The 25,980-nt window shown below is 74.2% G+C and carries 23 protein-coding genes and 1 pseudogene; 13 read left to right on the forward strand and 11 right to left on the reverse strand.

Annotation, left to right across the window (positions count from 1 at the left end; translation table 11 throughout):
* Positions 1-72 precede the first annotated feature (72 nt).
* Positions 73-2,208 (forward strand): MMPL family transporter, encoded by a 2,136-nt coding sequence (locus tag ACFPCY_RS18430; protein ID WP_378256707.1) that lies wholly within the window; start codon positions 73-75, stop codon positions 2,206-2,208.
* Between the two features lie 24 nt (positions 2,209-2,232).
* On the opposite strand, the pseudogene ACFPCY_RS18435 reads toward ACFPCY_RS18430, so the two are convergent.
* Positions 2,233-3,096, reverse strand: a pseudogene (locus ACFPCY_RS18435) (DMT family transporter); the annotation flags it as partial.
* A 174-nt stretch (positions 3,097-3,270) separates the two neighbouring features.
* Between ACFPCY_RS18435 and ACFPCY_RS18440 the strand changes: the two are divergent.
* Complete coding sequence (locus ACFPCY_RS18440) at positions 3,271-3,630, forward strand: PLAT/LH2 domain-containing protein (RefSeq protein WP_378256709.1); 360 nt, start codon at positions 3,271-3,273, stop codon at positions 3,628-3,630.
* A gap of 108 nt (positions 3,631-3,738) precedes the next feature.
* On the opposite strand, the gene ACFPCY_RS18445 is transcribed toward ACFPCY_RS18440, so the two are convergent.
* Entirely contained in the window at positions 3,739-4,875 is a 1,137-nt protein-coding gene (locus ACFPCY_RS18445; RefSeq protein ID WP_378256711.1) for a polyprenyl synthetase family protein, read from the reverse strand.
* A gap of 258 nt (positions 4,876-5,133) precedes the next feature.
* Between ACFPCY_RS18445 and ACFPCY_RS18450 the strand changes: the two genes are divergently transcribed.
* The 5 genes from ACFPCY_RS18450 to ACFPCY_RS18470 all read left to right on the forward strand — a co-directional run bounded on the left by ACFPCY_RS18450 (position 5,134) and on the right by ACFPCY_RS18470 (position 11,930).
* Positions 5,134-6,537 carry a family 2B encapsulin nanocompartment shell protein gene (locus tag ACFPCY_RS18450; RefSeq protein WP_378256714.1) on the forward strand — a complete coding sequence of 468 codons (1,404 nt, stop codon included), beginning with the start codon at positions 5,134-5,136 and terminating at the stop codon, positions 6,535-6,537.
* A gap of 11 nt (positions 6,538-6,548) precedes the next feature.
* The gene (locus tag ACFPCY_RS18455) at positions 6,549-8,870 is read left to right on the forward strand and encodes a terpene synthase family protein (protein WP_378256716.1); all 2,322 of its coding nucleotides are present in this window, start codon (positions 6,549-6,551) and stop codon (positions 8,868-8,870) included.
* Complete coding sequence (locus tag ACFPCY_RS18460; RefSeq protein WP_378256718.1) at positions 8,858-9,808, forward strand: hypothetical protein; 951 nt, start codon at positions 8,858-8,860, stop codon at positions 9,806-9,808. Before ACFPCY_RS18455 ends, ACFPCY_RS18460 begins: the two co-directional genes overlap by 13 nt.
* An 89-nt stretch (positions 9,809-9,897) precedes the next feature.
* On the forward strand, positions 9,898-11,328 hold the full coding sequence (locus tag ACFPCY_RS18465) for a glutamate decarboxylase (protein WP_378256720.1): 1,431 nt from the start codon (positions 9,898-9,900) through the stop codon (positions 11,326-11,328).
* 263 nt (positions 11,329-11,591) lie between these two features.
* Positions 11,592-11,930 carry a HEAT repeat domain-containing protein gene (locus tag ACFPCY_RS18470; RefSeq protein ID WP_378256722.1) on the forward strand — a complete coding sequence of 113 codons (339 nt, stop codon included), beginning with the start codon at positions 11,592-11,594 and terminating at the stop codon, positions 11,928-11,930.
* Between the two features lie 115 nt (positions 11,931-12,045).
* Here ACFPCY_RS18470 and ACFPCY_RS18475 read toward each other — a convergent pair whose 3' ends face one another.
* The 4 genes from ACFPCY_RS18475 to ACFPCY_RS18490 form a co-directional block, all read right to left on the reverse strand.
* Positions 12,046-12,270 carry a three-helix bundle dimerization domain-containing protein gene (locus tag ACFPCY_RS18475; protein WP_378256724.1) on the reverse strand — a complete coding sequence of 75 codons (225 nt, stop codon included), beginning with the start codon at positions 12,268-12,270 and terminating at the stop codon, positions 12,046-12,048.
* Positions 12,271-12,408: 138 nt separating this feature from the next.
* Positions 12,409-13,596 (reverse strand): hypothetical protein, encoded by a 1,188-nt coding sequence (locus ACFPCY_RS18480; RefSeq protein WP_378256726.1) that lies wholly within the window; start codon positions 13,594-13,596, stop codon positions 12,409-12,411.
* A 112-nt stretch (positions 13,597-13,708) separates the two neighbouring features.
* On the reverse strand, positions 13,709-14,431 hold the full coding sequence (locus tag ACFPCY_RS18485) for a Crp/Fnr family transcriptional regulator (RefSeq protein WP_378256728.1): 723 nt from the start codon (positions 14,429-14,431) through the stop codon (positions 13,709-13,711).
* The gene (locus tag ACFPCY_RS18490) at positions 14,394-15,518 is read right to left on the reverse strand and encodes a GlxA family transcriptional regulator (RefSeq protein WP_378256730.1); all 1,125 of its coding nucleotides are present in this window, start codon (positions 15,516-15,518) and stop codon (positions 14,394-14,396) included. Before ACFPCY_RS18490 ends, ACFPCY_RS18485 begins: the two co-directional genes overlap by 38 nt.
* 177 nt (positions 15,519-15,695) lie before the next feature.
* Here ACFPCY_RS18490 and ACFPCY_RS18495 point away from each other — a divergent pair, with 177 nt between their 5' ends.
* The 3 genes from ACFPCY_RS18495 (at position 15,696) to ACFPCY_RS18505 (ending at position 17,665) form a co-directional block, all read left to right on the forward strand.
* A complete protein-coding gene (locus ACFPCY_RS18495) occupies positions 15,696-16,364 on the forward strand; it encodes a DJ-1/PfpI family protein (RefSeq protein WP_378256732.1) in 669 nt (222 codons plus the stop codon).
* Between the two features lie 25 nt (positions 16,365-16,389).
* Positions 16,390-17,034 carry a DUF3159 domain-containing protein gene (locus ACFPCY_RS18500; RefSeq protein WP_378256734.1) on the forward strand — a complete coding sequence of 215 codons (645 nt, stop codon included), beginning with the start codon at positions 16,390-16,392 and terminating at the stop codon, positions 17,032-17,034.
* Positions 17,035-17,206: 172 nt separating this feature from the next.
* Entirely contained in the window at positions 17,207-17,665 is a 459-nt protein-coding gene (locus tag ACFPCY_RS18505) for a cupin domain-containing protein (RefSeq protein WP_378256736.1), read from the forward strand.
* 52 nt (positions 17,666-17,717) lie between these two features.
* Here ACFPCY_RS18505 and ACFPCY_RS18510 read toward each other — a convergent pair whose 3' ends face one another.
* The 3 genes from ACFPCY_RS18510 to ACFPCY_RS18520 form a co-directional block, all read right to left on the reverse strand.
* Positions 17,718-18,734 carry a hypothetical protein gene (locus ACFPCY_RS18510; RefSeq protein ID WP_378256738.1) on the reverse strand — a complete coding sequence of 339 codons (1,017 nt, stop codon included), beginning with the start codon at positions 18,732-18,734 and terminating at the stop codon, positions 17,718-17,720.
* Positions 18,735-18,897: 163 nt separating this feature from the next.
* Complete coding sequence (locus ACFPCY_RS18515; RefSeq protein ID WP_378256740.1) at positions 18,898-19,536, reverse strand: GNAT family N-acetyltransferase; 639 nt, start codon at positions 19,534-19,536, stop codon at positions 18,898-18,900.
* Positions 19,537-19,589: 53 nt separating this feature from the next.
* The gene (locus tag ACFPCY_RS18520) at positions 19,590-20,822 is read right to left on the reverse strand and encodes a cytochrome P450 (RefSeq protein ID WP_378256743.1); all 1,233 of its coding nucleotides are present in this window, start codon (positions 20,820-20,822) and stop codon (positions 19,590-19,592) included.
* 343 nt (positions 20,823-21,165) lie between these two features.
* On the opposite strand from ACFPCY_RS18520, the gene ACFPCY_RS18525 reads away from it, so the two are divergent.
* A complete protein-coding gene (locus ACFPCY_RS18525; protein ID WP_378256745.1) occupies positions 21,166-21,969 on the forward strand; it encodes a hypothetical protein in 804 nt (267 codons plus the stop codon).
* 260 nt (positions 21,970-22,229) lie between these two features.
* On the forward strand, positions 22,230-22,997 hold the full coding sequence (locus ACFPCY_RS18530; RefSeq protein ID WP_378256747.1) for a hypothetical protein: 768 nt from the start codon (positions 22,230-22,232) through the stop codon (positions 22,995-22,997).
* Positions 22,998-23,012: 15 nt separating this feature from the next.
* Here ACFPCY_RS18530 and ACFPCY_RS18535 read toward each other — a convergent pair whose 3' ends face one another.
* Entirely contained in the window at positions 23,013-24,035 is a 1,023-nt protein-coding gene (locus ACFPCY_RS18535) for an aminotransferase class V-fold PLP-dependent enzyme (RefSeq protein WP_378256749.1), read from the reverse strand.
* Positions 24,036-24,092: 57 nt separating this feature from the next.
* Complete coding sequence (locus ACFPCY_RS18540) at positions 24,093-24,701, reverse strand: TetR/AcrR family transcriptional regulator (RefSeq protein WP_378256751.1); 609 nt, start codon at positions 24,699-24,701, stop codon at positions 24,093-24,095.
* Between the two features lie 70 nt (positions 24,702-24,771).
* Here ACFPCY_RS18540 and ACFPCY_RS18545 point away from each other — a divergent pair, with 70 nt between their 5' ends.
* Complete coding sequence (locus tag ACFPCY_RS18545) at positions 24,772-25,944, forward strand: FAD-dependent monooxygenase (RefSeq protein ID WP_378256753.1); 1,173 nt, start codon at positions 24,772-24,774, stop codon at positions 25,942-25,944.
* Positions 25,945-25,980: the final 36 nt, after the last annotated feature.

Raw genomic sequence — 25,980 nt, forward strand, 5'->3', positions numbered from 1 at the left:
GAAACACCACACCCCGCCCGTTTCCGGGCGGGTTCTCATCGCAGCCTTCCTTCACCGAAAGGACAGCACTTCATGCTGCCTGAACGCAAACCGATCACCGAGCGCGTCGCGGGCTGGTCGATACGGCACCGCGCCCTCGCGATCACCGGCTGGCTCGCCCTGGTCGTCGCGGCCCTGTTCGCCGCCGCCTCGCTCGGCCTCGACCAGAAGAACAGCACCGATCCCGGCGAGTCCGGACGCGCCGACCGCGTCCTCGACGCGCACACCGGCTACCTGCCGCTGCTGGAGAACGTGCTGGTCGAGAGCAGGTCCGGAACGACGCCGTTCGAGCAGGACGGCGTGAAGCGCGCCGCCGCCCGCGAACTGGCCTCGGCCCTGCGCCCGTACGGGACCGTGCGCTCGCCCCTCGACGACCCCGCCCTCGTCTCCCGGGACGGACGGTCCGGCCTGGTGACCGTGCAGATCGCCGGACCGCACGAGCGGTTCCGCGCGCACTACGCCGGGATCGTGGCGGCCGTCCGGGACGCGGCGGCGCGGCACCCGGACCTCCGGCTGGCGCAGGCGGGCGACAAGAGCCTCTCCGACGCCGTGAACGGCGGCATCAAGGACGACATGAAGCGCGCCGAGTACGTCTCGCTGCCGCTGACCGTGCTGATCCTGCTGGTGGTGTTCGGGTCGCTCGTCGCCGCCGGGATCCCCCTGCTGCTGGCGGTCACGACGGTCGCCGGGACGTTCGGGCTGCTGCGGCTCGCCGGGCACTGGGTGCCGGTGAACAGCGCCGCGTCCTCGATCGTGCTGCTCGTCGGGGTCGCGGTCGGTGTCGACTACTCGCTGTTCTACCTGCGGCGGACGCGCGAGGAGCGGGCGGCGGGCCGGCCGGCGGACGAGGCGCTGCGCGTCGCGACCCGCACGTCCGGGCACGTCGTGGTCGTCTCCGGCCTGACCGTGATGCTCTGCCTCGCCGGGCTGCTGTTCACCGGCCTCGACAACTTCAAGGGCCTGACCGCCGGGACCGTCCTGGTCGTGGGGCTCGCCATGGCGGGCTCGGTCACCTTCCTGCCCGCGCTGCTCGCGGCCCTCGGCCCCCGCGCGGACGGCCTGCGCCTGCCGTGGATCGGCCGCCGCCGCACCGCCGCCGGGCCGTCCCGGTTCTGGACGGCCGTGGCGCGGCGGGTCGTCCGGCGTCCGCTGCTGTGGGGCGGGCTCGCCGTTCTCGCGCTGGTCGTGACGGCGCTGCCCGCGCTCGGCATGCGCCTCCAGGACGCGGCGGTCACCGACAGCCTTCCCCGGTCCGTCCCCGTCGTGGACGCGGCGATCCGCATGCAGCGGGCGTTCCCCGGCAGCCCGTCGCCCGCGTCGGTCGTGCTGTGGGAGAAGCGCCCCGGCGCGCTGGACGGCCCGGAGGTCGACGCGGCCGTCGCCGGCCTCCGCCCGACCGTCACGGCGCGGAGCGGGGGAGTGCTGGTCGCGCGCGTGCCGCTGGCGCACTTCGGCACCGGTCCCGACGCCGACCGCTCGCTGCTCGACCTGCGGCGCCGGAGCGACGCCGTGTTCGGCGGCCTGGACGGCGTCGGGCACGCCGTCGCGGGCAAGACCGCCTTCGCCTACGACTTCACCAAAGTCGTCGAGAACCGCTCGGCGCCGGTCGTCGTCGCCGTCCTGGCGCTGGCGTTCGTCCTGCTGGCGGTCGCGTTCCGCTCCGCCGCCGTCGCGGTGGTCTCGATCCTGCTGAACCTGCTGTCGATCGGCGCCGCCTACGGCGTGCTGGTCCTCGGTTTCCAGGACGGCCGTCTCGGCGGCCCGCTCGGCTTCACCGCCTACGGCGGCGTGATCGGCTGGCTCCCGCTGTTCATGTTCGTCATCCTGTTCGGGCTCAGCATGGACTACCACCTCTTCATCCTGAGCCGGATCCGCGAGCACCGGGCCGGCGGCATGACCGCGCGCGCCGCCGTCGTCGCCGGGGTCGGCGCGACCTCGGGCGTCGTCACCAGCGCGGCGGCCATCATGACCTGCGCGTTCAGCGTTTTCGTGATGCTGTCAGCGATCGAGTACAAGATGATGGGCGTCGGCCTCGCCGCCGCGGTCCTGATCGACGCGACGCTCGTCCGGGGCGTCCTGCTGCCCGCGGCACTGGCCGTCCTCGGCGGTCGCCTGTGGCCGTCCGCTCCGGCTACGGGCGTCCCGCACCTGGCCCGCTCCGCCCCCTGACCGCCTGCTCGCGACCGCCAGCACGGCGCCCGCCAGCAGGACCACGGCGCCCACCGCCTGGAGGGACGTGAAGGACTCGCCGAGCAGGAGCGTCCCGAGGGCGGTGTTGACCACCGGCACCAGGAACATCATCAGGGACGCCGAGGACGGCCCGACCTGCGCCACGCCCCGGTAGTAGAGCAGGTTCGCGATCGCGGCGGCGCCGACGGCGAGGTACACCACGTTCAGCCAGACGCCCGCCGGAAGCGCGCCCCACTCCACCTTCCCCAGGTCCGGGACGGCGAGGACGCCCAGCAGTACCGCCCCCGCGCAGGTCGCGTAGGCGGTCGCGCGCAGCGGCTCGACACCGGCCATCACCTTCGGCCCGGCCAGCGTGAAGGCGGCCCAGCACACGGCGGCGAGCGCGAACAGGCCGTCCCCGGCGAGCCGGTCCGCGCCGCCGTGCCCGCTGCCGCCCGTCCCGCAGAAGAAGACCACCGCCCCGGCGAGCCCGAGCGCGAGCCCCGCCAGGCGCGCCCGCGAGGCCCGCTCGCGCCCGGCGACCGTGCGGAACGCCGTGGTCAGGACCGGGCTGAGCACCGGGATCAGGATCCCGCCGTCCACCGAGGGGGCCAGGGCCAGTCCCCAGAAGAAGAAGCCGTTGTAGGCGAAGACGCCGAGCACCCCGGCGGCGGCCGCGCGTCCCGCGGCGCGCACCGGGGGCCGGTCGCGGGCCGCCCCGAACAGCCCGACCGCGACGAGCAGCGCGACCGCCGCCCCGCCGAACCGCAGCAGCGCCGCCACGGTGTGCGGCATGTGCCCCACCACGGACTTGGAACTGGAGAAGGCGCCGCCCCACAGCAGCATCGTGGCCGACAGGAAGAGATAAGGACGCTTGTCACTCGCCATCGTCCCAGCGTGGACGCGTCCTCTCCGGATCTCTTGAACGCTGGAGCGCCTCGCCTCCCCTGGAAGCCCAACGTCACCGTACGGTTACTCAGAGCGTTCGTCACGTCGCTTTTAGTGACCATGGGGACCGGCAACGGTCTCGGCTACGTGTAGGAGGAGTGGAAGGAACCCCGCATGGCGAGCTACGAGATCACCGTCGAGACCGGCGACATGGAAGGCGCGGGCACCAACGCCGACGTGTACATCACCCTCTACGGCGAGGACGGGACGGCGGGTCCCATACGCCTGAACGACGGGCGGGACAACTTCGAACGCGACGACGTCGACCGCTTCAAACTCGACCTCGCCCGGATCGGACGGCTCGACTGCGTCCACATCGCCCACGACAACGGCGGAGCGAGACCCGGCTGGTTCCTCAACCGCGTGGTCGTCGACGACGGCCGCGAAACGGTCGACTTCCCGGCCTACCGCTGGCTCTCCACGGAGGAGAACGACGGCCAGACCGAAGTGACGCTCACCCGCCCGCGCGGCTGATCGCCGCACCGGCCGCCGCCTGCCGGACGACCCGCACCCCGCCCCGGAAGGCGGCGGCCTCCGCCCGCACCGAGAACCCTCGCCCACTGGACGGCGCCTGAAGGGCGGTCAGTGGTCGCGGGTGGCGAGAAGCGCGGCGAGGGCGCGGAGGCCGGACTGGCGTCCGGCGGGGATGGAGGCGGCTTCCAGGGCGGTGAAGGCGGCGGCCAGCCGCCGATCCGCCTCGTTCCGGGCCCAGCCGCGGCCGCCGGCGCGGTCCACCAGCGCGGCGGCGCGCGTGATCTCGTCCGCCGTCAGGGGCCGGGACGTCGCGTAGAGGGCGGCCAGCTCGGCGGAGGCCTTCGTCCGCGCGTTGAGGGCCGCCACGACCGGCAGGGACTTCTTGCGGGACGCCAGGTCCGACCCGGCCGGCTTGCCCGTGACGGACGGGTCGCCCCAGATGCCGAGCAGGTCGTCCACGAGCTGGAAGGCGATGCCGAGCTGGCGGCCGAACGTCGCCAGCGCGTCCGCCGCGCGACCGTCGGCCCCGGCGGCCAGCGCGCCCAGCCGGCAGGACGCCTCCAGCAGCGCTGCGGTCTTGCCGTCCGCCATCGCCAGGCACTCGTCGAGGGTGACCGTGGTGCACTGCTCGAAGCGCAGGTCGTGGGCCTGGCCCGCGCAGAGGCGGGCCACGGCGCCGGACAGGACGGAGCGCGCTTCGCGGGCGAACGCGGCGGGCACGGGATCGGGGCCGGGCACCAGGTCCAGGGCCGTGGTGAGCAGGAGGTCCCCGGCGACGATCGCCTGACCGGTGCCGAACACCGTCCACGCCGCCGGACGGTGCCGGCGGGTGGTGTCGCCGTCCATGACGTCGTCGTGCAGCAGCGAGAAGTCGTGGACCATCTCGACCGCGACACCGGCGGCCCGGATCGCCGCGCACGTCTCGCCCTCCCAGCCGAACCCGGCGGCCGAGGCGGCGGAGGCGGCGGAGGCGGCGGAGGCGGCGGAGGCGGCGGAGGCGGCGGAGGCGGCGGAGGCGGCGGCGAGGACGAGCGCGGGACGGATCGCCTTGCCGCTCGCGTCGGACGGACGGCCGGAGGCGTCCCACCAGCCCGCGTGGTAGCCCGCGACCCGGTCGACCGGGGACGGCAGGAGCCCCACGGCGCGCCGGTAAGCGGGTTCGACCACCTCGCGGGACCGGTCCAGCAGCGCCCGCGCGGACGGCGCGGGGGCGGAGGTGGTCGCGGTCGGGAGGCTGGCGGTCATGCGGGGCTCCTTACGAACGGACGTCCTCCGCAGTCTCGCCACCACCGGGACGTCCCCCGGCGGACTTTGCCGCGCGGGCGTCAATCCTTTGCCGGTGATCTCGCCACCGCCGCGCGTCCCCGCGGCGTTCGGGGCGGGGCTGGTGTGGAGGCGGCAAAGCGTTCGCCAAGACGGGAGGGGCTGCGGCCGGGCGTCGGCACTGTGGTGCGCCGTGCGAGGGCGCGCTGGGCGTCCCGGCCGATCGAGAGGGCGGACCCGATGACCACCACCGTTCCGGAACCCGAGCAGCAGACCGCGTCCAGCCTCGGGACGGCGGCGGCGCGGAACCTGGCGACGACCACCAAGTCCGTCCCGCAGATGCAGGGCATCTCGACGCGCTGGCTGCTGCGCGTGCTGCCGTGGGTGGAGGTCGCGGGCGGCGCGTACCGGGTGAACCGGCGGCTGTCCTACACGGTCGGGGACGGCCTGATCGAGTGCATGTCCACCGGCGCGTCCGCGCGGGTGATCCCCGGTGACCTGGGGGAGCTGCGGTACCTGCGCGGCTTCGACGACGAGGTGTCGCTGACGGCCCTGGCCGACCGGTTCACCCAGACCGAGTGGACGGCGGGCCAGACCATCGCCGAGCCCGGCGTCGCGGCCGACCGCCTGATCGTGATCGTCCACGGCAAGGTCGAGCGCGTCGGGACCGGCGAGTACGGCGAGCAGGTCTCGCACGGCATCGTCGGCGACGGCGGGTACCTCGGCGAGACCGCCCTCGTGGACGACGACGCGGTCTGGGAGCACGGCGTGCGCGCCGTCACCGGCTGCACGGCCCTGGTCCTGATGCGGCGCGACTTCCGCGAGGCGCTCCAGCGGGACACCGCGCTGCGCGAGCACGTCGAGGACGCGCTGAGCGCCGCCGCCCCCGCCACCGACCCGGGCGGCGAGGCCGCGATCGAGGTGGCGTCCGGGCACGAGGGCGAGCCGGTGCTGCCGTCCACGTTCGTCGCCTACGACACCGCGCCGCGCGAGTACGAGCTGAGCGTGGCCCAGACCGTGCTGCGCGTCCACACCCGCGTGGCCGACCTGTACAACGAGCCGATGAACCAGGTCGAGCAGCAGTTGCGGCTGACCGTCGAGGCGCTGCGCGAGCGGCAGGAGTACGAGCTCGTCAACAACCGCGACTTCGGCCTGCTGCACAACGCCGACCCGGCGCAGCGGCTCACCACCCGGTCCGGTCCGCCGACCCCGGACGACATGGACGACCTGCTCGCGGCCGTCTGGAAGGACCCGGCGGTGTTCCTGGCGCACCCGCAGGCCATCGCCGCGTTCGGCCGCGAGTGCAGCCGCCGGGGCCTGTACCCGAGCACGGTCGAGATGCTCGGCCGCCAGGTGCCGGCCTGGCGCGGCGTCCCGATCCTGACCTGCAACAAGCTGCCGATCAGCGGGACGCGCACCTCGTCGGTGCTGCTGATGCGCACCGGGGAGGACGCGCAGGGCGTGGTCGGGCTGCGCCAGACCGGCCTGCCCGACGAGTACGAGCCCGGCCTCAACGCCCGGTTCATGGGCATCGACGACCAGGCGGTCATCTCCTACCTGGTCAGCGCCTACTACTCGGCGGCCGTCCTCGTGCCGGACGCGCTGGGCGTGCTGGAGAACGTCGAGCTCGGCCACGAGGGCTGAGGCGACCCGAGATGACGCCCCCCGCGCGACCCGCGCAGCCCGTGCCGCCCGCGCAGCCCGTGCCGCCCGCGCGGCCCGCGCCGCCCGCGCAGCCCGTGCCGCTCGCGCAGCCTGTGCCGCTCGCGCAGCCTGTGCCGCTCGCGCAGCCTGTGCCGCTCGCGCAGCCTGTGCCGCCCGCGCGGCCCGTGCCGCCTCGCGCCGCATCCGCATCCGCCTCCGGGGCGGGCCTCGCGTATCGGATGCCGGAGTTGTACCGGCCCTGGCCGCCCCGCCTGAACCCGCATCTGGACGCGGCCCGCGAGCACAACCGCGCCTGGTCGCGCGAGCAGGGCTTCACGGCGGGCCCGGTGTGGGACGGCTCCGTGCTCGACGCGATCGACCTGCCGCTGCTCGCCGCGTACTGCTACCCGGACGCCGACGAGCCCGTCCTGCTGCTGATCACCGACTGGTTCGTCTGGGGCTTCTACCTGGACGACTGGTTCCTGCGGACGTTCAAGGGCGGCCGGGACACCGCGGGGGCGGCGGCCTGGCTGGAGCGGACGCGCCGCTTCATGTCGTCCGACGCGTCCGGAACGGGCCCGGAGCCGGAGGATCCCGTGCAGCGCGCCCTGCACGACCTCTGGACGCGGACGGTCCCGCTGAGCACGGCGGCGTGGCGCGCCCGCTTCGCCACCAGCACCCTCGCGCAGATCACCGACGCGCTGTGGGAGCTGGACAACCTCGCCGAGTGCCGGACGCCGAACCCGATCGACTACCTCGAACACAAGCGCGGCGTCGGCGCCGGGCACTTCGCCGCCGACCTCATCGAGCTGGCGATGGGCCTGGACCTGCCGGAGGAGGTCGTCGCGACGCGGCCGGTGCGGGTCGTCCGCGAGGCGTTCACCGACGCGCAGTTCCTGATGAACGACCTCTTCTCCTACGAGCGGGAGGTCGAGGAGGAGGGCGAGGTGCACAACCTCGCCCTGATCCTGGGCGACTTCCTCGGCGCGGACCCGCAGCGGGCCGCCGACACCGTCGCCGACCTGCACGCGTCCCGGCTCCTGCAGCTGGAGAACACGGCGCTGACCGAACTGCCGGCCATGATGGACGAGCGGGGCCTCGACGCGCGCGTCCGCCGCGACCTGTTCACGTTCGTCCGCTGCGTTCGGGACGCCGACGCCGGCGCGCACGAGTGGCACCTGCGGTCGGCGCGCTACAGCAACGCCGCCACGCGGGACGCGGATCCGCGCGTGCCGGTGTGGCGCGGCCCGTCCGGGCTGGGGACCTCGGCGGCGCGGCTGTGGGCGGCCCACCGTCCGGTGCTGCGCCTGCCCCGCCGGTTCGACGTCCGCGACGAGCGCGCGGCGCGTCCGGCCCGCGTCAGCCCGCACGTCGCCGAGGTCCGGCGCGACGTGTCGGCGTGGGCCGCCGGGCTCGGCATGCTGGACGGCACGATCTGGGACGCCGCGACCTTCGCGGCGTCCGACTTCGGCGGCCGTGCCGCGATGACCGTCCCGGACGCCCCGCCCGCGCGGCTGCGCGTCGTCGCCCGCTGGGGCGTCCTGCTCGCCCACCTGGACGACCTCCTCGACCGGGCGTTCAAACCGCGCGGCGACCTGCCCGGCGCGAAGGCGTTCCTGTCCCGGCTGCCCGCGTTCCTCGCCGAGGACCCGCCCCCGCCCGCCGGCGCGGTGGAGCGCGGCCTCGCCGACCTCTGGCCCGTCACCGCCGCCGAGCTGGACGAGCCCGCCCGCGCCCGGCTGTCCCGCCACTTCGGCGAGTTCCTGGACGGCTGCCTCTGGGAGATGGCCGCCGCCGCCCAGCAGCGCGTCCCCGACGCGGTCGACTACCTGGAGATGCGGCGCCGCACCGGCGCCACGGCGCTGGCCTGCGACCTGCTCGGATACGCCCTGGACCTCGACGCGGACGTCCCGCGCGCGCTCCTCGACGCCTTCTCCGACCAGGCCACGATCGCCAACGACCTGCGCTCGTACGCCAAGGAGATCGGGACGCCCGGCGAGACCTGCAACGGCGTCCTGGTCGTCCAGCGCCTGCTCGGCTGCGACCTGCAGCGCGCCGCCGACATCACCGCCGACCTGGCCGCCGCCCGCGCGGCCCAGTTCGACCGCCTCGCCGCCGCCCGCTCCCTGCGCACGGCCGACGCCCTGCGCACGGCCGACGCGCTGCGCACGGCCGACGCCCTCGGCACGGCCGACGCGCTGCGCACGGCCGACGCGCTGCGCGACTGGCTGGCGGGCGACCGGCTCTGGGGAAGCCGGACCCGCCGCTACGAGCGGGCCGTGCCCCGCCCGCGACACTCCCCGGACCTGCGAGGATCCGCATGCCCACGCTGATCGAGCCACCCGTCCAGCCGCCGGACGGCCCGGCGACCGCACTCTCCACGGGGGCGGCGCGCCGGCTCGCGACGACCACCAAGACGCCGCCGCAGGCCGCCGCGATCACGCCGCGCTGGCTCCTGCGCATCCTGCCCTGGCGGGACGTCCCCGGCGGCACCTACCGCCTCACCCGCACCGAACGCCGGACGCTCGCGCGTCCCGGCAGCGACCAGCCCGGAGTGATCCTCGCCGCGGGGCACACCGGCGAGCCGAGACTGCCCGGCATGGGCATCACCTACGGCCTGCCTCCGCGCGAGTACCCGCTGAGCCTCGCGCAGACGGTGCTGCGCGTGCACACGCGCGTCCGGGACGTCCACAACGAGCCGCTCGACCAGTTCGACGAGCAGCTCCGCCTGGCCCTGGAGGCCCTGCGCGAGCGCCAGGAGCACGACCTGGTCAACCATCCCGGTTTCGGTCTCCTGCACGCGCCGCCGCCCCGGCATCGCGTCGCCGCCCGCACCGGTCCGCCCACCCCGGCCGATCTGGACGCCTTGATCTGCAAGCAGACGAGCCCCCGCTACCTGCTGGCCCACCCGCGGGCCATCGCCGCGTTCGGCCACCAGTGCACCCGCCGCGGCCTCATGCCCGACACGATCGATGTGTCGGGGCACCGCCTCCTCGGCTGGCGCGGCCTGCCGATGCTTCCCTGCGACAAGATCCCCATCAACGGGACGACGACCACCATCCTGGTCGTCCGGCCGGGCGAGGACCGGCAGGGCGTCGTCGGCCTGCGTCCCGCCGACCTTCCCGGCCAGCACGAGCCCGGCGTCACCGTCCAGCGCGCGGGCACCGACGCCCACGCCGTCGAGAGCCACCTGGTGACTTCCTACTACTCCCTCGCCGTGCCCATCCCGAACGCCGTCTGCGCCCTGGACGGCGTCGAACTCGGCCACTGACGGCCTCCGGTCGCGCGCCTCTCCAGGTTTGGGAGGGGCGACTTCCGGAATGTGCCTCTTGTAGGTGGATGCTGGGTTTGGGGGTTGGCGTGGCGCTGCACAGGAGCGAGTGGGACAAGTCCGAGCGGGACCAGAACGGCGTCCAGGCGGGAGCGGGGGAGTGGCGGGACGCGCCCTCGGCGTACGACGACCTGTTCGCCGAGCCGTCCGGCAACGGCGTCCTCACCAAGGCCCGGATGCCGGACCGCATGGCCGACCCGCGGGCGGTCTTCCAGCTGGTCAGGTCCGAGCTGCTGCTGGACGGCAACGCCTCGCAGAACCTGGCGACGTTCTGCACGACCTGGGCCGAGGACGAGGTCCGCCGGCTGATGGACGTCTGCCTCGACAAGAACATGATCGACAAGGACGAGTACCCGCAGACCGCCGAGATCGAGGCGCGCTGCGTCCGGATCCTCGCCGACCTGTGGAACTCGCCCGCCGAGGCGGCCACGGTCGGCTGCTCGACGACCGGGTCCAGCGAGGCGGCGATGCTGGGCGGCCTCGCGATGAAGTGGCGCTGGCGCAAGCGCCGCGAGGCCGAGGGCAGGCCCGCCGGCAAGCCGAACCTGGTCTGCGGGCCGGTGCAGATCTGCTGGGAGAAGTTCGCGCGCTACTTCGACGTCGAGCTCCGCCAGATCCCCCTGGAGGACGGCGCGACCGGGCTGCGTCCCCACCAGCTCGCCGACCACGTGGACGAGAACACGATCGGCGTCGTCGCGATCCTCGGCGTGACGTTCACCTGCGACTACGAGCCCGTCGCCGAGCTGTCGGCCGCGCTCGACCGGATCCAGGCCGACACCGGCCTGGACGTCCCGATCCACGTGGACGCCGCCAGCGGCGGGTTCGTCGCGCCGTTCCTCCAGCCGGACCTCGTCTGGGACTTCCGCGTCGAGCGCGTCGTGTCGATCAACGCGTCCGGGCACAAGTACGGGCTGGCGCCGCTGGGCGTCGGCTGGGCGATCTGGCGCGACGCCGCGGAACTGCCCGAGGACCTCGTCTTCGACGTCGACTACCTGGGCGGCGACATGCCCACGTTCGCGCTCAACTTCTCCCGGCCCGGCGGCGAGGTCGTCGCGCAGTACTACCTGTTCCAGCGGCTCGGACGCGAGGGCTACCGGCGCGTCCAGCAGGCGTGCGCCGACACCGCCCGCTGGCTCGGCGAGCAGATCGCCTCGCTCGGCCCGTTCGAGCTGCTCTACGACGGCCGCGGCGCCCTGCCCGCCGTCTCCTACAAGCTCAAGGACGACCACAGCGGCTTCACCCTGTACGACCTGACCGAGCAGCTGCGCGTCCGCGGCTGGCAGGTGCCGTCCTACCCGCTGCCCGCCCACCGCGACGGCACGGTGATCCAGCGGGTCCTGATCCGGCACGGCATCGGCCGCGACGAGGCGTCCCTTCTGGTGGACGACATGAAGCGCTGCCTGGATCGCCTCTCCGGCGGCACCACCGGCGCGCCCGCCCACCCGTCCTTCCACCACTGACCCGCCCCCACCCCGCGCCCGCCAACCCCGCGCCCGCGAACCCCGCGCTCGCGAACCCCGCGTCCGCGAACCCCGCGCTCGGCAACCCCGCGCTCGGCAACCCCGCGCTCGGCAACCCCGCGCTCGGCAACCCCGCGCTCGCGAACCCCGCGCCCGCCAACCCCCGCTCGCGAACCCCGCGTCCGTGAACCCCGCGCTCGCGAAGGCGCGGGGTTCGCGAATGTCACTGCCGGACGCTAGAAACGGGCGGGAGGGGGTTGAGGATGTCGCTGCGACGGTTCGAGAAGGCGATGACGATGATGCGGGCGTCCGATCCGGGGCTCCGCGAGGGCGGCTTCGACTTCCTGCGCGAGCACGCCGACGCCTACGTGGCGGAGCTGGCGGCCGAGTTCGACGGGGAGACCGACCACGGGCTGCGCTGCTGGCTGCTGGAGCTGCTCGCCGAGGCCCGGTCGCCGGACGCGCTGCCCGTCCTGGCCGTCCAGCTGGGCGCCGACGACGAGTCCCTGCGGTTCTGGGCCGTCCGGGGGCTGGAGATGCTCGACACCCGCGAGTCCCGCGAGGCCCTCGACCGAGCGCGCGCCAACGGCTGGATCGAGTAGCCGGCGCGGGATCGATTAGCCGGCGCGGGATCGAGTGGCCGGCGGCCGGGGGCGCCCGCCGGGGCGGCACCGGAGCTCCCGGCGCCGTGCTCGCCGGGAGCCGCCGGGCCGCTGCTCAGGGCGTGGTCTCCAGCTCCCGGGGCGCGAGCTCCTCGCGCACCCGGCGTTCGACGAGGATGGGCACGAAGTCGCGGATGGGCACCGTGGCGTACCGCCCGTACACGGCCCCGATCACGCGGTTGATCTCGGCGATGTCCCGTTGGGAGGCGAACTCCCTGACCAGCCTGTCGGTCAGCGCCTCCATCGCGGCTCGCTCCCGCTTCTCGACCTCCGAGGACACGGGCTTCCCCCTCCGCTTGACGCTTCACCTACCACTGTGCGCGCCACCGGCCGCACCCGGCAACCCCCGTTCCGCCGCGGATCGAGACGGTGTGCGGCGCGCGTCGGCCCAGTCGCCGGCGCCCGGCCGGACGGGCAGTCAGGGGGCCGTCGACTCGAACGGCTCGCCGGGCTTCCAGGCCAGCTCCGGCGGCACGCCCTCGAACGCGAGGTCCTGGTCCAGCAGCCCGGCCCAGGACGGGCGCCACCGGGGCGCGCGCGAGGCCATCTCCGCCCGCAACCCGGACAGGTACGGCTGGAACCCCGGCCACCACTCGGGGAGATGGTCGTACGCGCGCTCGGCGGTGAACCCGTCGGCGGTCACGACCACCCGCGCGTGCGTCCACCGGCCGCGCTCCGGGTCGGCCTCCCGCTCGCGCCACGCGTCGAGCAGCGCGGACAGCTCCGGGTCGGCCGTCCGCCCCCACTCCGGGCCGAGCTTGTAGTTCCGCCCCGGACGGTCCGTGCCCGTGTGCGCGACCTCGATGGACGTGACGCCGAGGCTCGCGCGCACCCACGCGGCCACCTCGTCCGGCTCGCCCGCCGGGACGGGGCGGTCCAGCTCGGACGCGTTCCGCATCGCCTTCGCGATCGACCCCGCGACCTGCTCGGGGTCCAGGACGTGCACGCGCCGCCCGGCGGGCTCCCCGGACCCGGCGGGAAGCTCGGGCCGCGCCGAACCGGGCGTCACCCCGAGCCGCCGCGCCAGCGCCAGCACGTCCTCGACGGTCGCCGCCGGGTCGGCCGGCCGCACGTCCTCCTCCAGCGGGACGTACAGGGCCTCGATCACCGCCGCGTCCACGGTGCGGGCCTCGACCGCCGCCACCAGCGCCTCGTAGGGCTCGCGCGCCGCGTCCCAGTCCTCCGCGCCGTCCGCGTACGACTCGAAGGACCACTCGTTCCCCGAGTCGGGGCCTCCGTCCATCTCGCCCGGATACTCCGCGCGCGCCCACTGCCGCCCGTCCCACCAGTAGACCCAGGAGACGAGGTGCATCTCCTCCTGGGCGGCGTGGACGTAGTCCCAGGGGAACCAGTCGGGCGCGCCCGCGAGCAGGTCCACGGGCGGGAGCTGGTGCCGCGCGATGCTGTGGTCGAGGTCGTAGCCGAAGGTGACGGCCCGCCCGCCCTCGACCCACGCGACGCCCCAGCTCCCGCAGCCGAACTCCCGGCGCCGCAGCCCGCCGCCGTCCTCCTCGAACGTGATGATCGCCTGGTCCGGGAGCGCCGCGCCCAGCAGCGCGTGCGCCGCCGCCTCGTTCCACAGCTCCTCGGGATGCTCGGTCAGCACTGCCGCTCCTGAATGATCACGGATCTTCCGCCGATATCGACGTGGGCCCGCCGTCCCCGGTTCCCGCGTCCTGGCGCAGCCTCCCGCGCGCGCGTGCGCCGCGGGGGCTGCGTCAGTCCAGCGGGGTGGTGGCGAAGGCCAGCAGGGCGTCGAGGTCGGTGACGGTGATCCTCCGCCAGCCCGTCCGGACGAGGCCGTTGCGGCGGAGGCGCAGCAGGCCGCGCGCGACCGTCTCGCGGGACAGGCTCAACCAGGAGCCGAGGTCGGTCTGGGACAGCGGGGGAGCGATGTCGATGCTGCCGTCCGGGTTCGGCGGGGCCTCGCGCGCCGACAGCTCCGCCAGGTGGACGAGCAGGAGCGCCAGGCACTGCTCGCCGCGCAGCGTCGCCTGCGCGCGGACCCGCCCGTTCGCGTCGTCCAGCCGCCGGGCCAGCGTCCCCGACAGCACCCGCCAGATCATCGGGTGGGTGTCGAGGATCTCCGCGAACCGGCTGGCCGGGACCACCAGCGTGTCGACCGGGGTCAGCGCGATCACGGTCGCCGACCGCAGCCGTCCCGAGAGCGCGGCCGACTCGCCGAGGATGTCGCCGGGCCCGCGCACCGCGAGGGTGACGGTGTGCCCGGCCGGGGTCGTCGAGACGACCTTCACCCACCCGGACCGGACGAGGAACACGTGGTCGGAGTCCTCGCCCTGGTGCACCAGCGCGGCGGGCGGCCGGAACGCGCGCCGCCGCCCGGCCGCGAGCAGCGCCTCCCGCTGCTCGTCGTCCAGGGCGGCCAGGAAGCTGGAGTCCGCCTCACCGGACGGCGGAGCGGACGCTCCTCTGCCGGCCATGGCGTTCCTCTCGTCCGTCGCGTGCGTCCCCCGGCGGCACCGGGCCGTCGGGGAGGGCGGGTGGGGGCGGCGTGCTCCGGCCGGGACCGTGGGAGGCGAGGTGACTGGACGGTATCCCGGCCGCGCCGCGATGGGTAGGGCCGTGCGAGCCGCGGAAGGCGGCCCGGTAGGCGTTCGGCGTGGTGCCGGTGACGCGCTTGAAGCGTTCGCGGAAGGCCGTCGCCGACCCGAAACCGGCCTGGAGCGCGATCCGCTCCACCGGATGGTCGGTGTGTTCGAGCAGGAACTGGGCCCGCGTGACCCGGACGCGGAGCAGCCACTGCAGCGGCGTCGTGCCGGTGTGCTCGCGGAAGCGCCGGTTGAACGTGCGCGGGCTCACGCCGCAGTGCGCGGCCATGTCCTCCAGGGTGAGGTCCCGCGCGAGGTGGTCCTCGATCCAGGCGAGCGTCGGTTCGAGCAGCGACCCGCGCGGCAGCGGCGGACGGTCGTGCACGATGTACTGCGCCTGCCCGCCCTCGCGCTCCAGCGGGGTGACGGCCAGCCGGGCGGCGTCCGCCGCGACGGCCGAACCGAGGTCCCGGCGGACCAGGTGCAGGCACAGGTCCAGCCCCGCGGACGCCCCGGCCGAGGTGAGCAGCTGCCCGTTGTCCACGTACAGGACGTCGGGCCGCACCTCCACCTTCGGGAACATCTCGGCGAAGCGCCGCGCGGCGGTCCAGTGGGTCGTCGCGGCCAGGCCGTCCAGGAGGCCGGTGGCCGCGAGGGTGAACGCGCCGCCGCAGATCGACGCGATGCGCGTGCCGCGCGCGGCGGCGTCGCGCAGCGCCTCCAGGGCCTCGGCGGGCGGCGGCCCGGCGTGCTCCGCGCGGCCCGGCACGACGACGGTGTCGGCGTCCGCCAGCGCCTCCAGCCCCCAGGGGACGTGCACCGTGAAGGTCTCGGTCGGCACCTCCGGCCGCGTCCCGCACACCCGCACCCGGTACGGGCGCCGCCCGTCCGGGAGCCGGACGCGGTTGAACACCTCGATGGGCACGGCCATGTCGAACGCCACCGTCTCGTCCAGCGCAAGGATCGCCACTGTATGCACGATCGCAGCGTACGCCGGGTTCCCGCCACGGCACAGACCTGCGCCGGACGTCCGATCGCCCAGCTCGGACGAGTTGGCGAGAACCCGTTGGAAACTGTCGTTCCAGCCCGTGTTCGAGTTCCGGCGCGGCTCCTAGCGTGATCGTCACAACGACGGCACGACGTTAGTGAGGCACCGATGCTCGCCCAGTTCGTTCTCTTCGACGGTTTCGACCCCCTGGACGTGATCGCCCCGTTCGAGGTCTTCAGCGCCGCGGGCCTGTTCAGCGGGCAGGTCGCCTGCGAGCTGGTCTCCGCCGAGGGGCCGCGCGAGGTCCCCAGCGCGCTCGCCGCGATCTCGCTGACCGCCACCGCCCGCCTCGACCCGGACCGCGCGGACCTGGTCGTCGTCCCCGGCGCGGCCGGACGGACCCAGCCCCCGGACGAGGACGACCCGAACGCCGACCGGCCGGAGACGGTCCCCGACATCCTCGGCCGGGCCCTCGGCACCGACCTGCCCGGCCTGCTGGGGAAGGCCCTGGCCGCGCCCGGCACGACGGTCGCCACGGTCTGCGGCGGCTCGCTGGTCCTGTCGATGGCCGGGCTCATCGAGGGCCGCCGCGCCACCACCCACCACCAGGGCCTGGACGTGCTCGGCATGGGCGGCGTCGAGGTGATCCGGGCCCGCGTCGTCGACGACGGCGACCTCGTCACCGGCGGCGGCGTGACGTCCGGCCTGGACCTCGGCCTCCACCTGGTCGAACGGGAGGTGGGCCCGCGGATCGCGCACGCCGTCGAGACCCTCTTCGAGCACGAGCGCCGGGGCGTCGCCTGGCGCGACCACGGCCCCGCCCCGAAGACCGTCTGACCCTCTCCCTCCACCGGGAATGCCGATGAATCCAGCACACGAGAGACGGCGGCCGGGAACCAGGGACCAGGTCGCCTCGCTGACGGCCACGGCCGCGCCCACGCTCGTCTTCCTCGCGGCGGTCGGCCTCGGCGGCCTGCGGACCGCCCTGGTCGCCACCGTCACCAGCGCCCTGCTGGTCCTGGCCTGGCGGCTGCGCGCCCGGCACCACGTCGCGCACGCGCTCGTCGGCGCGCTCCTCGCCACGGTCTGCGCCGCGGTCGCGGCGGGCACCGGGCAGGCGCGGGGCTTCTTCCTGCTGCCGATGCTCGTCCCGGCGGTGGCGACGGCGGCGTGCCTGCTCACCGTCCTGACCGGCGCGCCGCTGGCGGGCCTGGTCGCGAACCGGATCGCGGGCGGCCCGCCGGACTGGCGCGCGCACCGCCCGCTCCAGCGCTTCTACTCGCGGACGACCCTGGTCATCGGCCTGGTGAGCTGCGCGAGCCTGGCGGCGCAGGCGGTCCTCTACCGGTTCTCCGCCGTCGCCTGGCTGGGCGTGCTGCACGTCCTGATGGCCCCGCTGTGGACGGCCGTCACCGCCGTGTCGGTCGTCCTGTCCCGCAAGGCGGTGGCGCGCCACCGCACGACGTGCCCGGCCGCCGCCGAGGCCCGTCCGGCTCCCCGGAGCTGAGAGCCCGCCTTCCGGCCGGCCCGTCCCGGCGGCGGCCCGGCTGGACGCAGGGCGGCCCGGTTGGTCCGGGGGGATCCGGTTGGTCCGGGGGGCCAGCTGGAGGCGGGCGGTCCGGTTGGTCTCGGGGGGTTCGGCTGGACGCGGGGCGGTCCGGCCGAGCATGATCCTTTCCATGGCCGACACGAGCGAGCGGGCGCTGCTGAGCGCGCCCGGCCAGGGCGAACTGATCGACGTGGCCGGGGTCGCGCACCTGTTCCGGCTGACCGGGGAGCAGACCGGCGGACGCTTCGCCTTCGAGGAGTTCCGGCTCGCCCCGGGCATCGTCGGGGCCCGTCCGCACGTGCACGAACGGCACGACGAGTACTTCTACGTCCTGGACGGCGAGCTCACCCTCCACAACGGCGACGGCGAGTTCAGCGCCGGGCCGGGGAACCTGCTGGCCGCGCTGCGCGGAACGCCGCACGGCTTCCGGAACGCCGGGACCGCGCCCGTCCGGGCCCTCTGCCTCTACACGCCCGCCGGCTACGAGAACTACTTCCGCGAAGTGCACGCGGCGGTCGCCGCGGGCGCGACGGTCACCGACGAGCTCCTGGCCGAGTTCCGCGCCCGCCACCACACCCGGCCGTCCTGACGTCCTGACGTCCTGCGGCTGAGCGGACCGGGCCTTCCCGCCTCGTCCGGCGTCAGCGGCAGGACTTGGTGGGATGGTCGTGGGTGACGGCGCAGGCCATGCGGGCGCCCTGGCCGGGGTAGCGCTGCTCCAGGGCGGTCACCACGTCCCGCCACTGGCGCCGGGTCTCGGCGATGGCCAGCTTGACCACGCGCGCGAAGTTGGCGCCGACCCGGCCCCGTTCGGTGGTCGGATCGGAGGTCTCGCCGGTCGACGGGTCGATCATCCCCGTGTCCTTGTTGAGCGAGCGGTGCCTGATCCGCTTGCCGCCCGAGCAGCCGAGCCTCTCGCCCGACCCGGCCGCCGCGAGGTCGAAGCACCCGGTGCTGAGGTGCTCGGGGATCTCCTCCGCGGTGGGCGGCCGGGGCGCGAACAGCTCGAACAGGGGGAAGAGCTCGACGTGCCCGAGCCCGGGCGGGTTGGTCACCCCGAAGGGCCCGGGTTTCGGATCGTCGGCCCAGTTGCTGTGCGAGTAGAAGTCCTGGACGGCGTGCAGCCCCCGTCCGAACTGCTCGATGACGCCGCACTTGGCGCGCCCGCCGACCTGGTTGTTCCCGCAGCGGACGAGCAGGCTGACATGCCACCCGACGATCTTGCCGTTGCTCAGCAGGCGCCCGGCCTCCTTCACCGCGTTGTTCATCCGCTGGGCGGCGTGGTCGACGCATCCCAGCAGGTTCCTGCTCGCCTCCGCCCGGCTCTGCGGATACCCGCTCTCCGCGAGGTAGTCGGCGTTGTCGCAGTGCGCCTCCTGCCTGACCGCCTCCGTGCCCAGATCCGGCGCGCCGATCGCCCCGCCCTTGTGGTGGGCGCCGGCCAGCTCGCTCAGCGACGCCGGCTCGAAGCAGTAGTCGTCGCTCGGCTGCCCCGGCGGACACGCCAGCGCGGCGCGCGTGATGTGCTCGTGCTCGGCCCGCTGCCCGAGCCTCCCGTCGAGCGTGCCGAACGAGTACGCCGAAGGAGCACTCACGCCGACCGCCGCACACGCGACCGCCCCGCCGACCAGCACGGCCAGACTCCTGGACCTCTTCACCGAACGCCCCCTCAAGATCGCTCTCCGGCCCGTCTCGACGAAGCGCGAGGACGAGCCCCTCCGCTCGGCGCGATCGCACTATGTGCGCACTTGACTACCGAAGGTGATCTACTCTCTCGAGGTGATCGATAAACCCGTCCCGCTCTGCGCCCCGCGCGTCGTGTCATTCGTGGCCGATGCCGAACATGAACAGGGCGCGGTCCAGGCCCTCGATGTGCGCGGGCACCGGGTGCGGGCGGGCGCGCCAGCGGTCGGCGGTCAGCGAGAAGTGCCGGGCGCCGCCCCGGCCGGTAGCGGGTGGTGGGTCTTCGACGTAGCCGAGGGAGCGCGCCAGTGCGAGAGAAGCCCGGTTGTCGGCCGCGGCACGGAAACGAGATCGCTCCGCACCGAGGCCGTCGAAGATGAGATGCAGCAGGGCGTGCCGGGAGTGCTTGCCGATTCCCTGCCCGCGTTCGTCCCGGAAGACCCAAACCCCGCTTTGGGTCACGCGGTCGCGAGCGAAATCCCTCGCGCGGACGTTCTGCACGCCGACCAGGCGGCCCCGGTCGAGGACGGCCAGCGCCAGCGACCATTCGTCCGGACGCCAGGTGCCGTAGTTGCGCCACAGCCATTGCAGTGTGCGCCGACCGCGCTCCATCGGGGTGTCGGACGCGTGTTCCAGGAAGGGGATGAGCGGGTGCACGTGCGTTTCGCGGGCGGCCGCGTCCGCGAGTGCCTCGTACTCCGCTGGGAGGGGCGGCCGCAGTTCGATCGAACCGGACCGGACGCACAGGTCGTCGAGCGGCCAGTACTCGGACGTCATCGTCTCTCTCCAGTCGGCCCGGTGCTGCGCGACGGTGCGAGGCGGTCGCGGGGTCACCACAGGACCGGGAGGCGTTCGGCGGTGCGTTTGATCCACCCCGAGCGCCAGCTGATCTCCTCGACCGGGATCGCCAGGCGCAGGCCCGGCATCCGGTCGAGGACGGCCGACAGGGCCACGGACGCGTGCGTGCGGGCGAGGAAGGTGGCCGCGCAGTAGTGCCGTCCGGCGCCGAAGGCGAGATGCGAGCCGGGACGGCGGGTCAGGTCCAGCTCGTGCGGGCGCGGGAAGACGGCGGGATCGTGGTTGGCGCCTTCGACCAGGACGAGGACGAGGTCGCCCTCGGCGATGGCCGTCCCGCCCAGTTCGGTGTCCCGGGTGGCGATCCTCGGCAGGCCGTCCCCGATGGCGAGGTTGCAGCGCAGCAGTTCCTCCACCGCGTCGTCCATGGCCTCGGGGTGGGCGCGCAGCCACTCCATCTGGTCGGGATGGCGCATGAGCTGGAGGACGGCCAGCAGGAGGAACGCCGCGGTGCTCAGGGCGCCCGCCGTGAACAGCCCGTTGAGGGCCGAGGCCAGGTCGTCGTCGGTGACGTCCTGATCGCCCTTGCCGGCGCGGATGCGGGCGAGCGCCCCGAGCAGTCCGGGGGCTTCGGCGGCGCCGGGCGCCCGCAGGCGGTCCCGGGTGAGCGCCATGCCCTTGTCCCAGTTGACCTGCGCGCCCTCGAACGAGCGCGGGACGGTCATGATGGCGATGTCCAGGCCGTCCATCAGCAGCCGTCCGTGATCGTCGGACAGGCCCAGCACCGCGGACATCACGGACACGGTGTAGGGATCGGTGAAGCGCGCCCGCAGGTCGGCCGGGGGACCTTCGTCCACCAGCTCGTCCAGCAGCGCGTCGGCCCGCCGCCGGAAGCCGCCGGCGGCCTGCTTGACCGCGTGGGGCGACAGGGCCCGCATCACCGCCTCGCGCAGCCCCGCGTTCCCGATGTCCTGCACACTGCTGCGGCTGGTCGCCGGGAAGACCGGCGCGTACTGGAGGCGCGCTCCGGGCTCGGCCATGGCCGACATGCTGAAGACCTCGTCCTGCAGGACGCGGGTGGCCAGCTCGTGCGTGGAGACCAGCCACGCCGGTGCGCCGGTCAGCGTGCGGACGCGCGCGACGGGCTTGTTCTCGCGCAGCCACGCGCAGACCTCCGGCACCACGTCACCGCGCCGGGAGAGCGGCCACTCCACGTCGGCCTCCGGTGGCACGTGCCTTTCGGACTCCCCGCTGTACACCGCCGACATGACGAACCTCCTTTTTGGCTTGGGCTGCCTGCGGGGCCAGCCGTGGGACGCGGACCCGGGACGGGCGTGCAGAGGCGTACCTGAACGCCCTGGTCACGGACAGCGTTCGATCGCTTACTGTCTGCCCCGCGGGGTCGAAATCCACTCGCGGACGATCTCGTGCCGCGCGCGTCCGAAAACGAGTTTTCGGCTCATGGCGCGTGCATGGCCGCGGCCTGTCCGGCTGGGACATACCGATCGCCGGGGACAGTCCGATACTTTACGAAGTCTTTTGACTACTTACCGTTATCGCGGGAATGGGACCTTCTGCGCTGCCCCACCTCGACGGAAGGGAAACCCCCCGATGACCACGCCTCTGATCATCCCTCCGACCCCGGCGTTCCCCGCGAACCGGTGGCCGGACCGGCGGACTCCCGACAACACCCGGATCGACCAGCAGATCCGCGAGCTGGGCTACGACCCCGACACCAAGAAGAAGATCGGCTCGGAGTTCCTGGCCACCTCCATCGACCTGTCCTCCGCCGCCGGGGAGAAGGTCCTGCGCGACGCGCTCAGCGACCCGACCAACTACGTCGTGCTGGTGCGCGGCAGCGAGCTGACCTACACGCCCGGCCCGTTCGAGGCCGTCACCGACCTGCACTTCAACTGCACCCCCGACCAGGCCGACTACGACCTCACCTGGAACCACACGGTCGGCTCGACCGCGACCTTCGCGGTCAGCGCCGCGGTCGGGGCGTCCTTCTACGGCGTGGTCAACGCCTCGCTGACCGCGTCGTTCGGGCTGTCCTGGCAGCAGACCGACAGCGTCTCCCGCGGCCACACCCTCCCGGTGGCCTCCAAGCACGTCGGCTGGCTGGAGCGCAGCGCCGCCCTGCACATCCTCACCGGCGAGATCTGGATCTTCTACGCGCTCTTCGGCGACGTCCGCCTCGCCTTCTACGGCAACGGCGGCATCACCGGACCCGCCACCGACGGACGCCCCAAGGGCGCCATGGTGAGCAAGGACCGCGCCATGACCCAGACCGAGAAGAACCAGTGGTGCGGCGCCGTCCCGGCCCCCTTCGAGGCCGACCCGCTCACCCTTCCCGGCGGCCTGCTCCCCTTCCTGGACCCGGCCGACACCACTCCCGTCGTCGACGACAGCTGATCCGCCACCGGCGGCGCACCGCCCGCGACCTCAGCCGGCCCCCCGGCGAGGCGGCGCCCTCCACCGACCGCGACGGCCCGACCGGCAAGCGCGATCCCGGTGGAGGGCGCGCCTCTGAGCGGCGGCGCGATCCCGGTGGAGGGCGGGCCTCCGCGTGGCGGCCGGAAGTGGACGGGGTGGCGCTCGGTCGATCACGAACCACCGGACGGTGAGCGGCCGTCGAACCGGGGGACTCGGAAGCGTCCTCAGGGGAGAAGCAGGTGCACGACTCGCGGCAGGGAGCGGCGGCCGGCGGGCAGAGCGCGCGTCCGCTGGTGGTGGCGGTGCTCACGGCGGTGGCCGGCTCGGTCCTGACCACGCTGCTGGCGAGCGGGGCGGGCGCGCCGCCCGTGGGGACGCTCGTCGCGACCGTCGCGGGGGCGGCGATCCCGCCGCTGATCGCCACTGCCGGACCGTTCCACGCGCTACGGCTCAGCGTCGCCGTGCTGGCCGCGGCGATCGGGCTGGCCATCGCCTACGGTGGCTTCTCGCTCACCTACGGCGTCTCGGGCGACAAGCCCGGGAACCTGCCGCTGCCGGGCGGCGCGGCGAAGAGCACCGGCCGTGCGTCCGGCCGTGCGTCCGGCGGTTCGGGCGGGCCGGTGCTCACCGAGAGCGGCGCGGGTCCGGGCATCGAGGTGAACCCGGACAGCGTCGAGCTCACCTGCGTCGGACGCGGCCAGGGCTGCTTGAAGACGGTGACCGTCAGAAGTACCGGGAAGGCGCCGCTGCGCATCGGCAACGTGCTGTCCGAAAGTGAGGGCGTGCGGGTCGCCGCGGGGGAGTGCGCGCATCGGTCACTGGCCCGGGACGCGAGTTGCACCGTGTCGATATGGCTGATCGCCGAGGGGCCGCCGACCCGCGTGGTGATCCACCAGAACCTTCCGGGCAAGCCCAGCTACGTCCGGGTCGTCCGGTCGTCGGGGCCGTCGTCGCCGGACGGCTCGCCTCCGCAGATGCCCGAGGCGTCTCCTTCGCCCACCGGCTGACCAGGCCCCCGCGGGTCAGGAGGTCAGTGCGGCGATGGCGGCGTCCACGTCGTCCTCGGTCGTGTAGAGGTGGAAGGCCAGGCGCGCGGCGCCCTTGCGGACGGACGCCCGGATCCCCGCCGCCTCCAGCCGCTTCGACGCGTCCGGACGGGCGACGGTGACGATCGCGCTGTCGCCGGGCGGCATGCCCAGCCCGTCCCGGAAACGGTTGGCCAGCCCGACGTCGTGCGCATGGATCGGGCCGATGCCGATCTCCAGGAGCAGCTCCAGCGTGGGGGCGGCCGCGACATACGAGAACCACGGGACGGCGATGTCGAAGCGCCGGGCGTCCTTCGCCAGCCGCAGCGGCGGACCGTACGAGGCGTCGCCCTCACCGGCGTACCAGTTGGCCGCGACCGGCCGGATGCGGCCGCGCACGTCCGGGCTCACGTAGCAGAAGGCGGTGCCGCGCGGGCACATCAGCCACTTGTACGCCGACACGGCCATGACGTCGAAGGCGGACGCGTCGACCGGGAGCCATCCGACCGCCTGCGTGGCGTCGGCGACGACCAGCGCGCCGTGCGCCCTCGCCGCCGCGACCACGTCGTCCGTGGCGGCGACCTCGCCCGTCGCGGACTGGACGACGCTGAAGGCGACGGCGTCCGTCCGGTCGTCGATCGCGCCGGGGAGGTCGGCGGGAGGCACGGTCACCACGTCGAGATCCTGGACGAGCCAGGGGAACAGGTTCGACGTCTGCTCGACGTCGGGGACGACGACGCGCGAGCCGGCCGGCAGCGACGCCGCGACCGGCGCCAGCAGCTGCGAGGCGGAGGCGCCCACGGCCACGTCCTCGGCCGCGACTGCGACGAGGCGCGCGAACGCGGCGCGCGCCCGGTCGGTGGAACGGTCCCACGCGTCCCAGCCGGTCGTGCCGTGCCGCCACTCGGCCAGCGCCCTCTGCAGCGCCTCGAACGCCGGGGCAGGGGGAATGCCGTAACTCGCCGAGTTCAGCCATCCCGGTTCCGGGTCCCAGAGCCGGACCGCCTCGTCAAGATCCACTCTCGTGAGCCTAGCGAAGCGGCGGAACCCGGCCGGCGCCGACCGGGTTCCGCCGCTTCACGTTCCGCGGGCGGACGGAGATGCCGCCGGAGAGCGCAGCCCGTCCAGCAGGACGGTGAGGTAAGCGTCCGTGAGGCCGGGTGAGGACGGCTCGGCGCGGGCCACGGCCAGGGCGGTGGCGCCGATGAGGGACGTGGCGAGCGCGGGGTCGAGGTCGGAGCGGATCCGGCCGTCGCGGCGCGCGCCGTCGAGCATCTCCTCGACGGCGGCCACCAGATCGGCGCGCAGCGCGGTGGTGGCGGGCAGGTCGAGGCCGCCGAGCTGGTCGCTCGCGGCGTGGTGCGCGGTCTGGAAGGCGACCAGCTCGCGCAGGAAGGTGCACAGGGCGTCGTAGGGCGCGGCTTCGGCGAGCAGGTCGCGGGCGCGCCGGACGACGGGTTCCAGCAACCGGGCGATGGCGGCGTCCAGCAGGGCGTCCTTGCCGCCGAAGGCGCGCACGACGGTCGCGGCACCCAGGCCGGCCCGTGCGGCGATGGCCTCGACGGTCAGGGCCCGGTCCGGTTCGGCGAGCAGCGCCATCGCGGCGTCCAGGGCGAGCTGCCGGTTGCGCACGGCGTCGGCGCGGCGTTTCGGGGCGGGGGCCGGTTTCGGCGCGGGTGTTGACAACTGGAATTCCCCTTCCACATACTCATCTGGAACGCACGTTTCAGTTAAGTCTAGCGCGAGGGAGCCCCCCATGAACGAGCGGATCCTGATCTCCGGAGCGAGCATCGCCGGCCTCACCCTGGCCCACTGGCTGGCCCGCCACGGCTTCCGGCCCACCGTCGTCGAACGCGACCCCGCCCCGCGCGCCGGCGGCAACGGCGTGGACATCCGAGACGACGCGGTCACCGTCATGGAGCGGATGGGCCTGATGTCCCGGGCGCGGGAGCTGGCCGCCGACGTCCACGGCATGAAGTTCGTCGACGCCGCCGACCGCGCCGTCGCCCGCATCGACACCCGCGACGCCGGCTCGGTCGAGATCATGCGCGGCGACCTCGTCGCGCTGCTGCGCGAGGCGGCCGGCGACGCCGAGTTCCTGTTCGGCGACTCGATCCGCGCCCTGGAACAGGACGACGACGGCGTGACCGTCTCCTTCGAGCACGCGCCCGCCCGCCGCTTCGACCTCGTGATCGGCGCCGACGGGATGCACTCCAACGTGCGACGGCTGGCCTTCGGCCCGGAGGACGGGTTCATCCGGCACAAGGACCACTACTTCGCCTTCGCCGACGCGGACGCCGCGCTCGGCGAGGACCGCTGGGTGACGATGTTCAACACCCCGGGCAAGATGGCCGGGATCTACCGCTCCGGCAACCACGCCCAGGCCAAGGCCTACTTCGTCTTCCGCTCGGCGCGGCTCGACTACGACCACCGCGACGTCGCCGAGCACAAGCGCCTGGTCGGCGAGGCGTTCGCCGACCAGCCCTGGGCGCCGGCCCGCGGCCTGCTGGACGCCGCCCTGGCCGACCCCGGCTTCTACTTCGACGCCCTGGCCCAGGTGCACATGGACTCCTGGTCCAACGGACGCGTCGCGCTGGCCGGCGACGCCGCCTGGTGCGCCTCCCCGGCCTCGGGCGCGGGCGCGGAACTGGCCCTGGTCGGCGCGTACCGGCTCGCGGGGGAGCTGGCCGCCGCCGGCGGCGACCACCGGGTCGCGTTCGCCCGCTACGACGCCGCGCACCGTCCGCTGGTCGACCGCAAGCAGCAGATCGGCCCGAACGTCCGCCTCATGGTCCCCAAGACGGACGGCGGCCGGTGCGTCCGCGACACGCTGGTGCGACTGCCGCTGCTGAAGACGGCCGAAGCGGTCGAGCGCCGCTTGCGGGCCCGCACCGCCCGCCCGCTCCCCAACTACCACCGCGCCGCCTGACCGGGCCTGACCCGCGTGACCGGGCCTGACCCCGCC

It is taken from the genome of Actinomadura gamaensis (assembly GCF_042652125.1).
GTDB classification, from domain to species: domain Bacteria; phylum Actinomycetota; class Actinomycetes; order Streptosporangiales; family Streptosporangiaceae; genus Spirillospora; species Spirillospora gamaensis.

Excerpts from the sequence above, each read along its gene's own strand:
- ACFPCY_RS18430 (WP_378256707.1), top strand. The coding sequence starts at position 73 with ATGCTGCCTGAACGCAAACCGATCACCGAGCGCGTCGCGGGCTGGTCG.
- ACFPCY_RS18440 (WP_378256709.1), top strand. The coding sequence starts at position 3,271 with ATGGCGAGCTACGAGATCACCGTCGAGACCGGCGACATGGAAGGCGCG.
- ACFPCY_RS18445 (WP_378256711.1), bottom strand. The coding sequence starts at position 4,875 with ATGACCGCCAGCCTCCCGACCGCGACCACCTCCGCCCCCGCGCCGTCC.
- ACFPCY_RS18450 (WP_378256714.1), top strand. The coding sequence starts at position 5,134 with ATGACCACCACCGTTCCGGAACCCGAGCAGCAGACCGCGTCCAGCCTC.
- ACFPCY_RS18455 (WP_378256716.1), top strand. The coding sequence starts at position 6,549 with ATGACGCCCCCCGCGCGACCCGCGCAGCCCGTGCCGCCCGCGCAGCCC.
- ACFPCY_RS18460 (WP_378256718.1), top strand. The coding sequence starts at position 8,858 with ATGCCCACGCTGATCGAGCCACCCGTCCAGCCGCCGGACGGCCCGGCG.
- ACFPCY_RS18470 (WP_378256722.1), top strand. The coding sequence starts at position 11,592 with ATGTCGCTGCGACGGTTCGAGAAGGCGATGACGATGATGCGGGCGTCC.
- ACFPCY_RS18485 (WP_378256728.1), bottom strand. The coding sequence starts at position 14,431 with ATGGCCGGCAGAGGAGCGTCCGCTCCGCCGTCCGGTGAGGCGGACTCC.
- ACFPCY_RS18495 (WP_378256732.1), top strand. The coding sequence starts at position 15,696 with ATGCTCGCCCAGTTCGTTCTCTTCGACGGTTTCGACCCCCTGGACGTG.
- ACFPCY_RS18500 (WP_378256734.1), top strand. The coding sequence starts at position 16,390 with ATGAATCCAGCACACGAGAGACGGCGGCCGGGAACCAGGGACCAGGTC.
- ACFPCY_RS18505 (WP_378256736.1), top strand. The coding sequence starts at position 17,207 with ATGGCCGACACGAGCGAGCGGGCGCTGCTGAGCGCGCCCGGCCAGGGC.
- ACFPCY_RS18515 (WP_378256740.1), bottom strand. The coding sequence starts at position 19,536 with ATGACGTCCGAGTACTGGCCGCTCGACGACCTGTGCGTCCGGTCCGGT.
- ACFPCY_RS18520 (WP_378256743.1), bottom strand. The coding sequence starts at position 20,822 with ATGTCGGCGGTGTACAGCGGGGAGTCCGAAAGGCACGTGCCACCGGAG.
- ACFPCY_RS18525 (WP_378256745.1), top strand. The coding sequence starts at position 21,166 with ATGACCACGCCTCTGATCATCCCTCCGACCCCGGCGTTCCCCGCGAAC.
- ACFPCY_RS18545 (WP_378256753.1), top strand. The coding sequence starts at position 24,772 with ATGAACGAGCGGATCCTGATCTCCGGAGCGAGCATCGCCGGCCTCACC.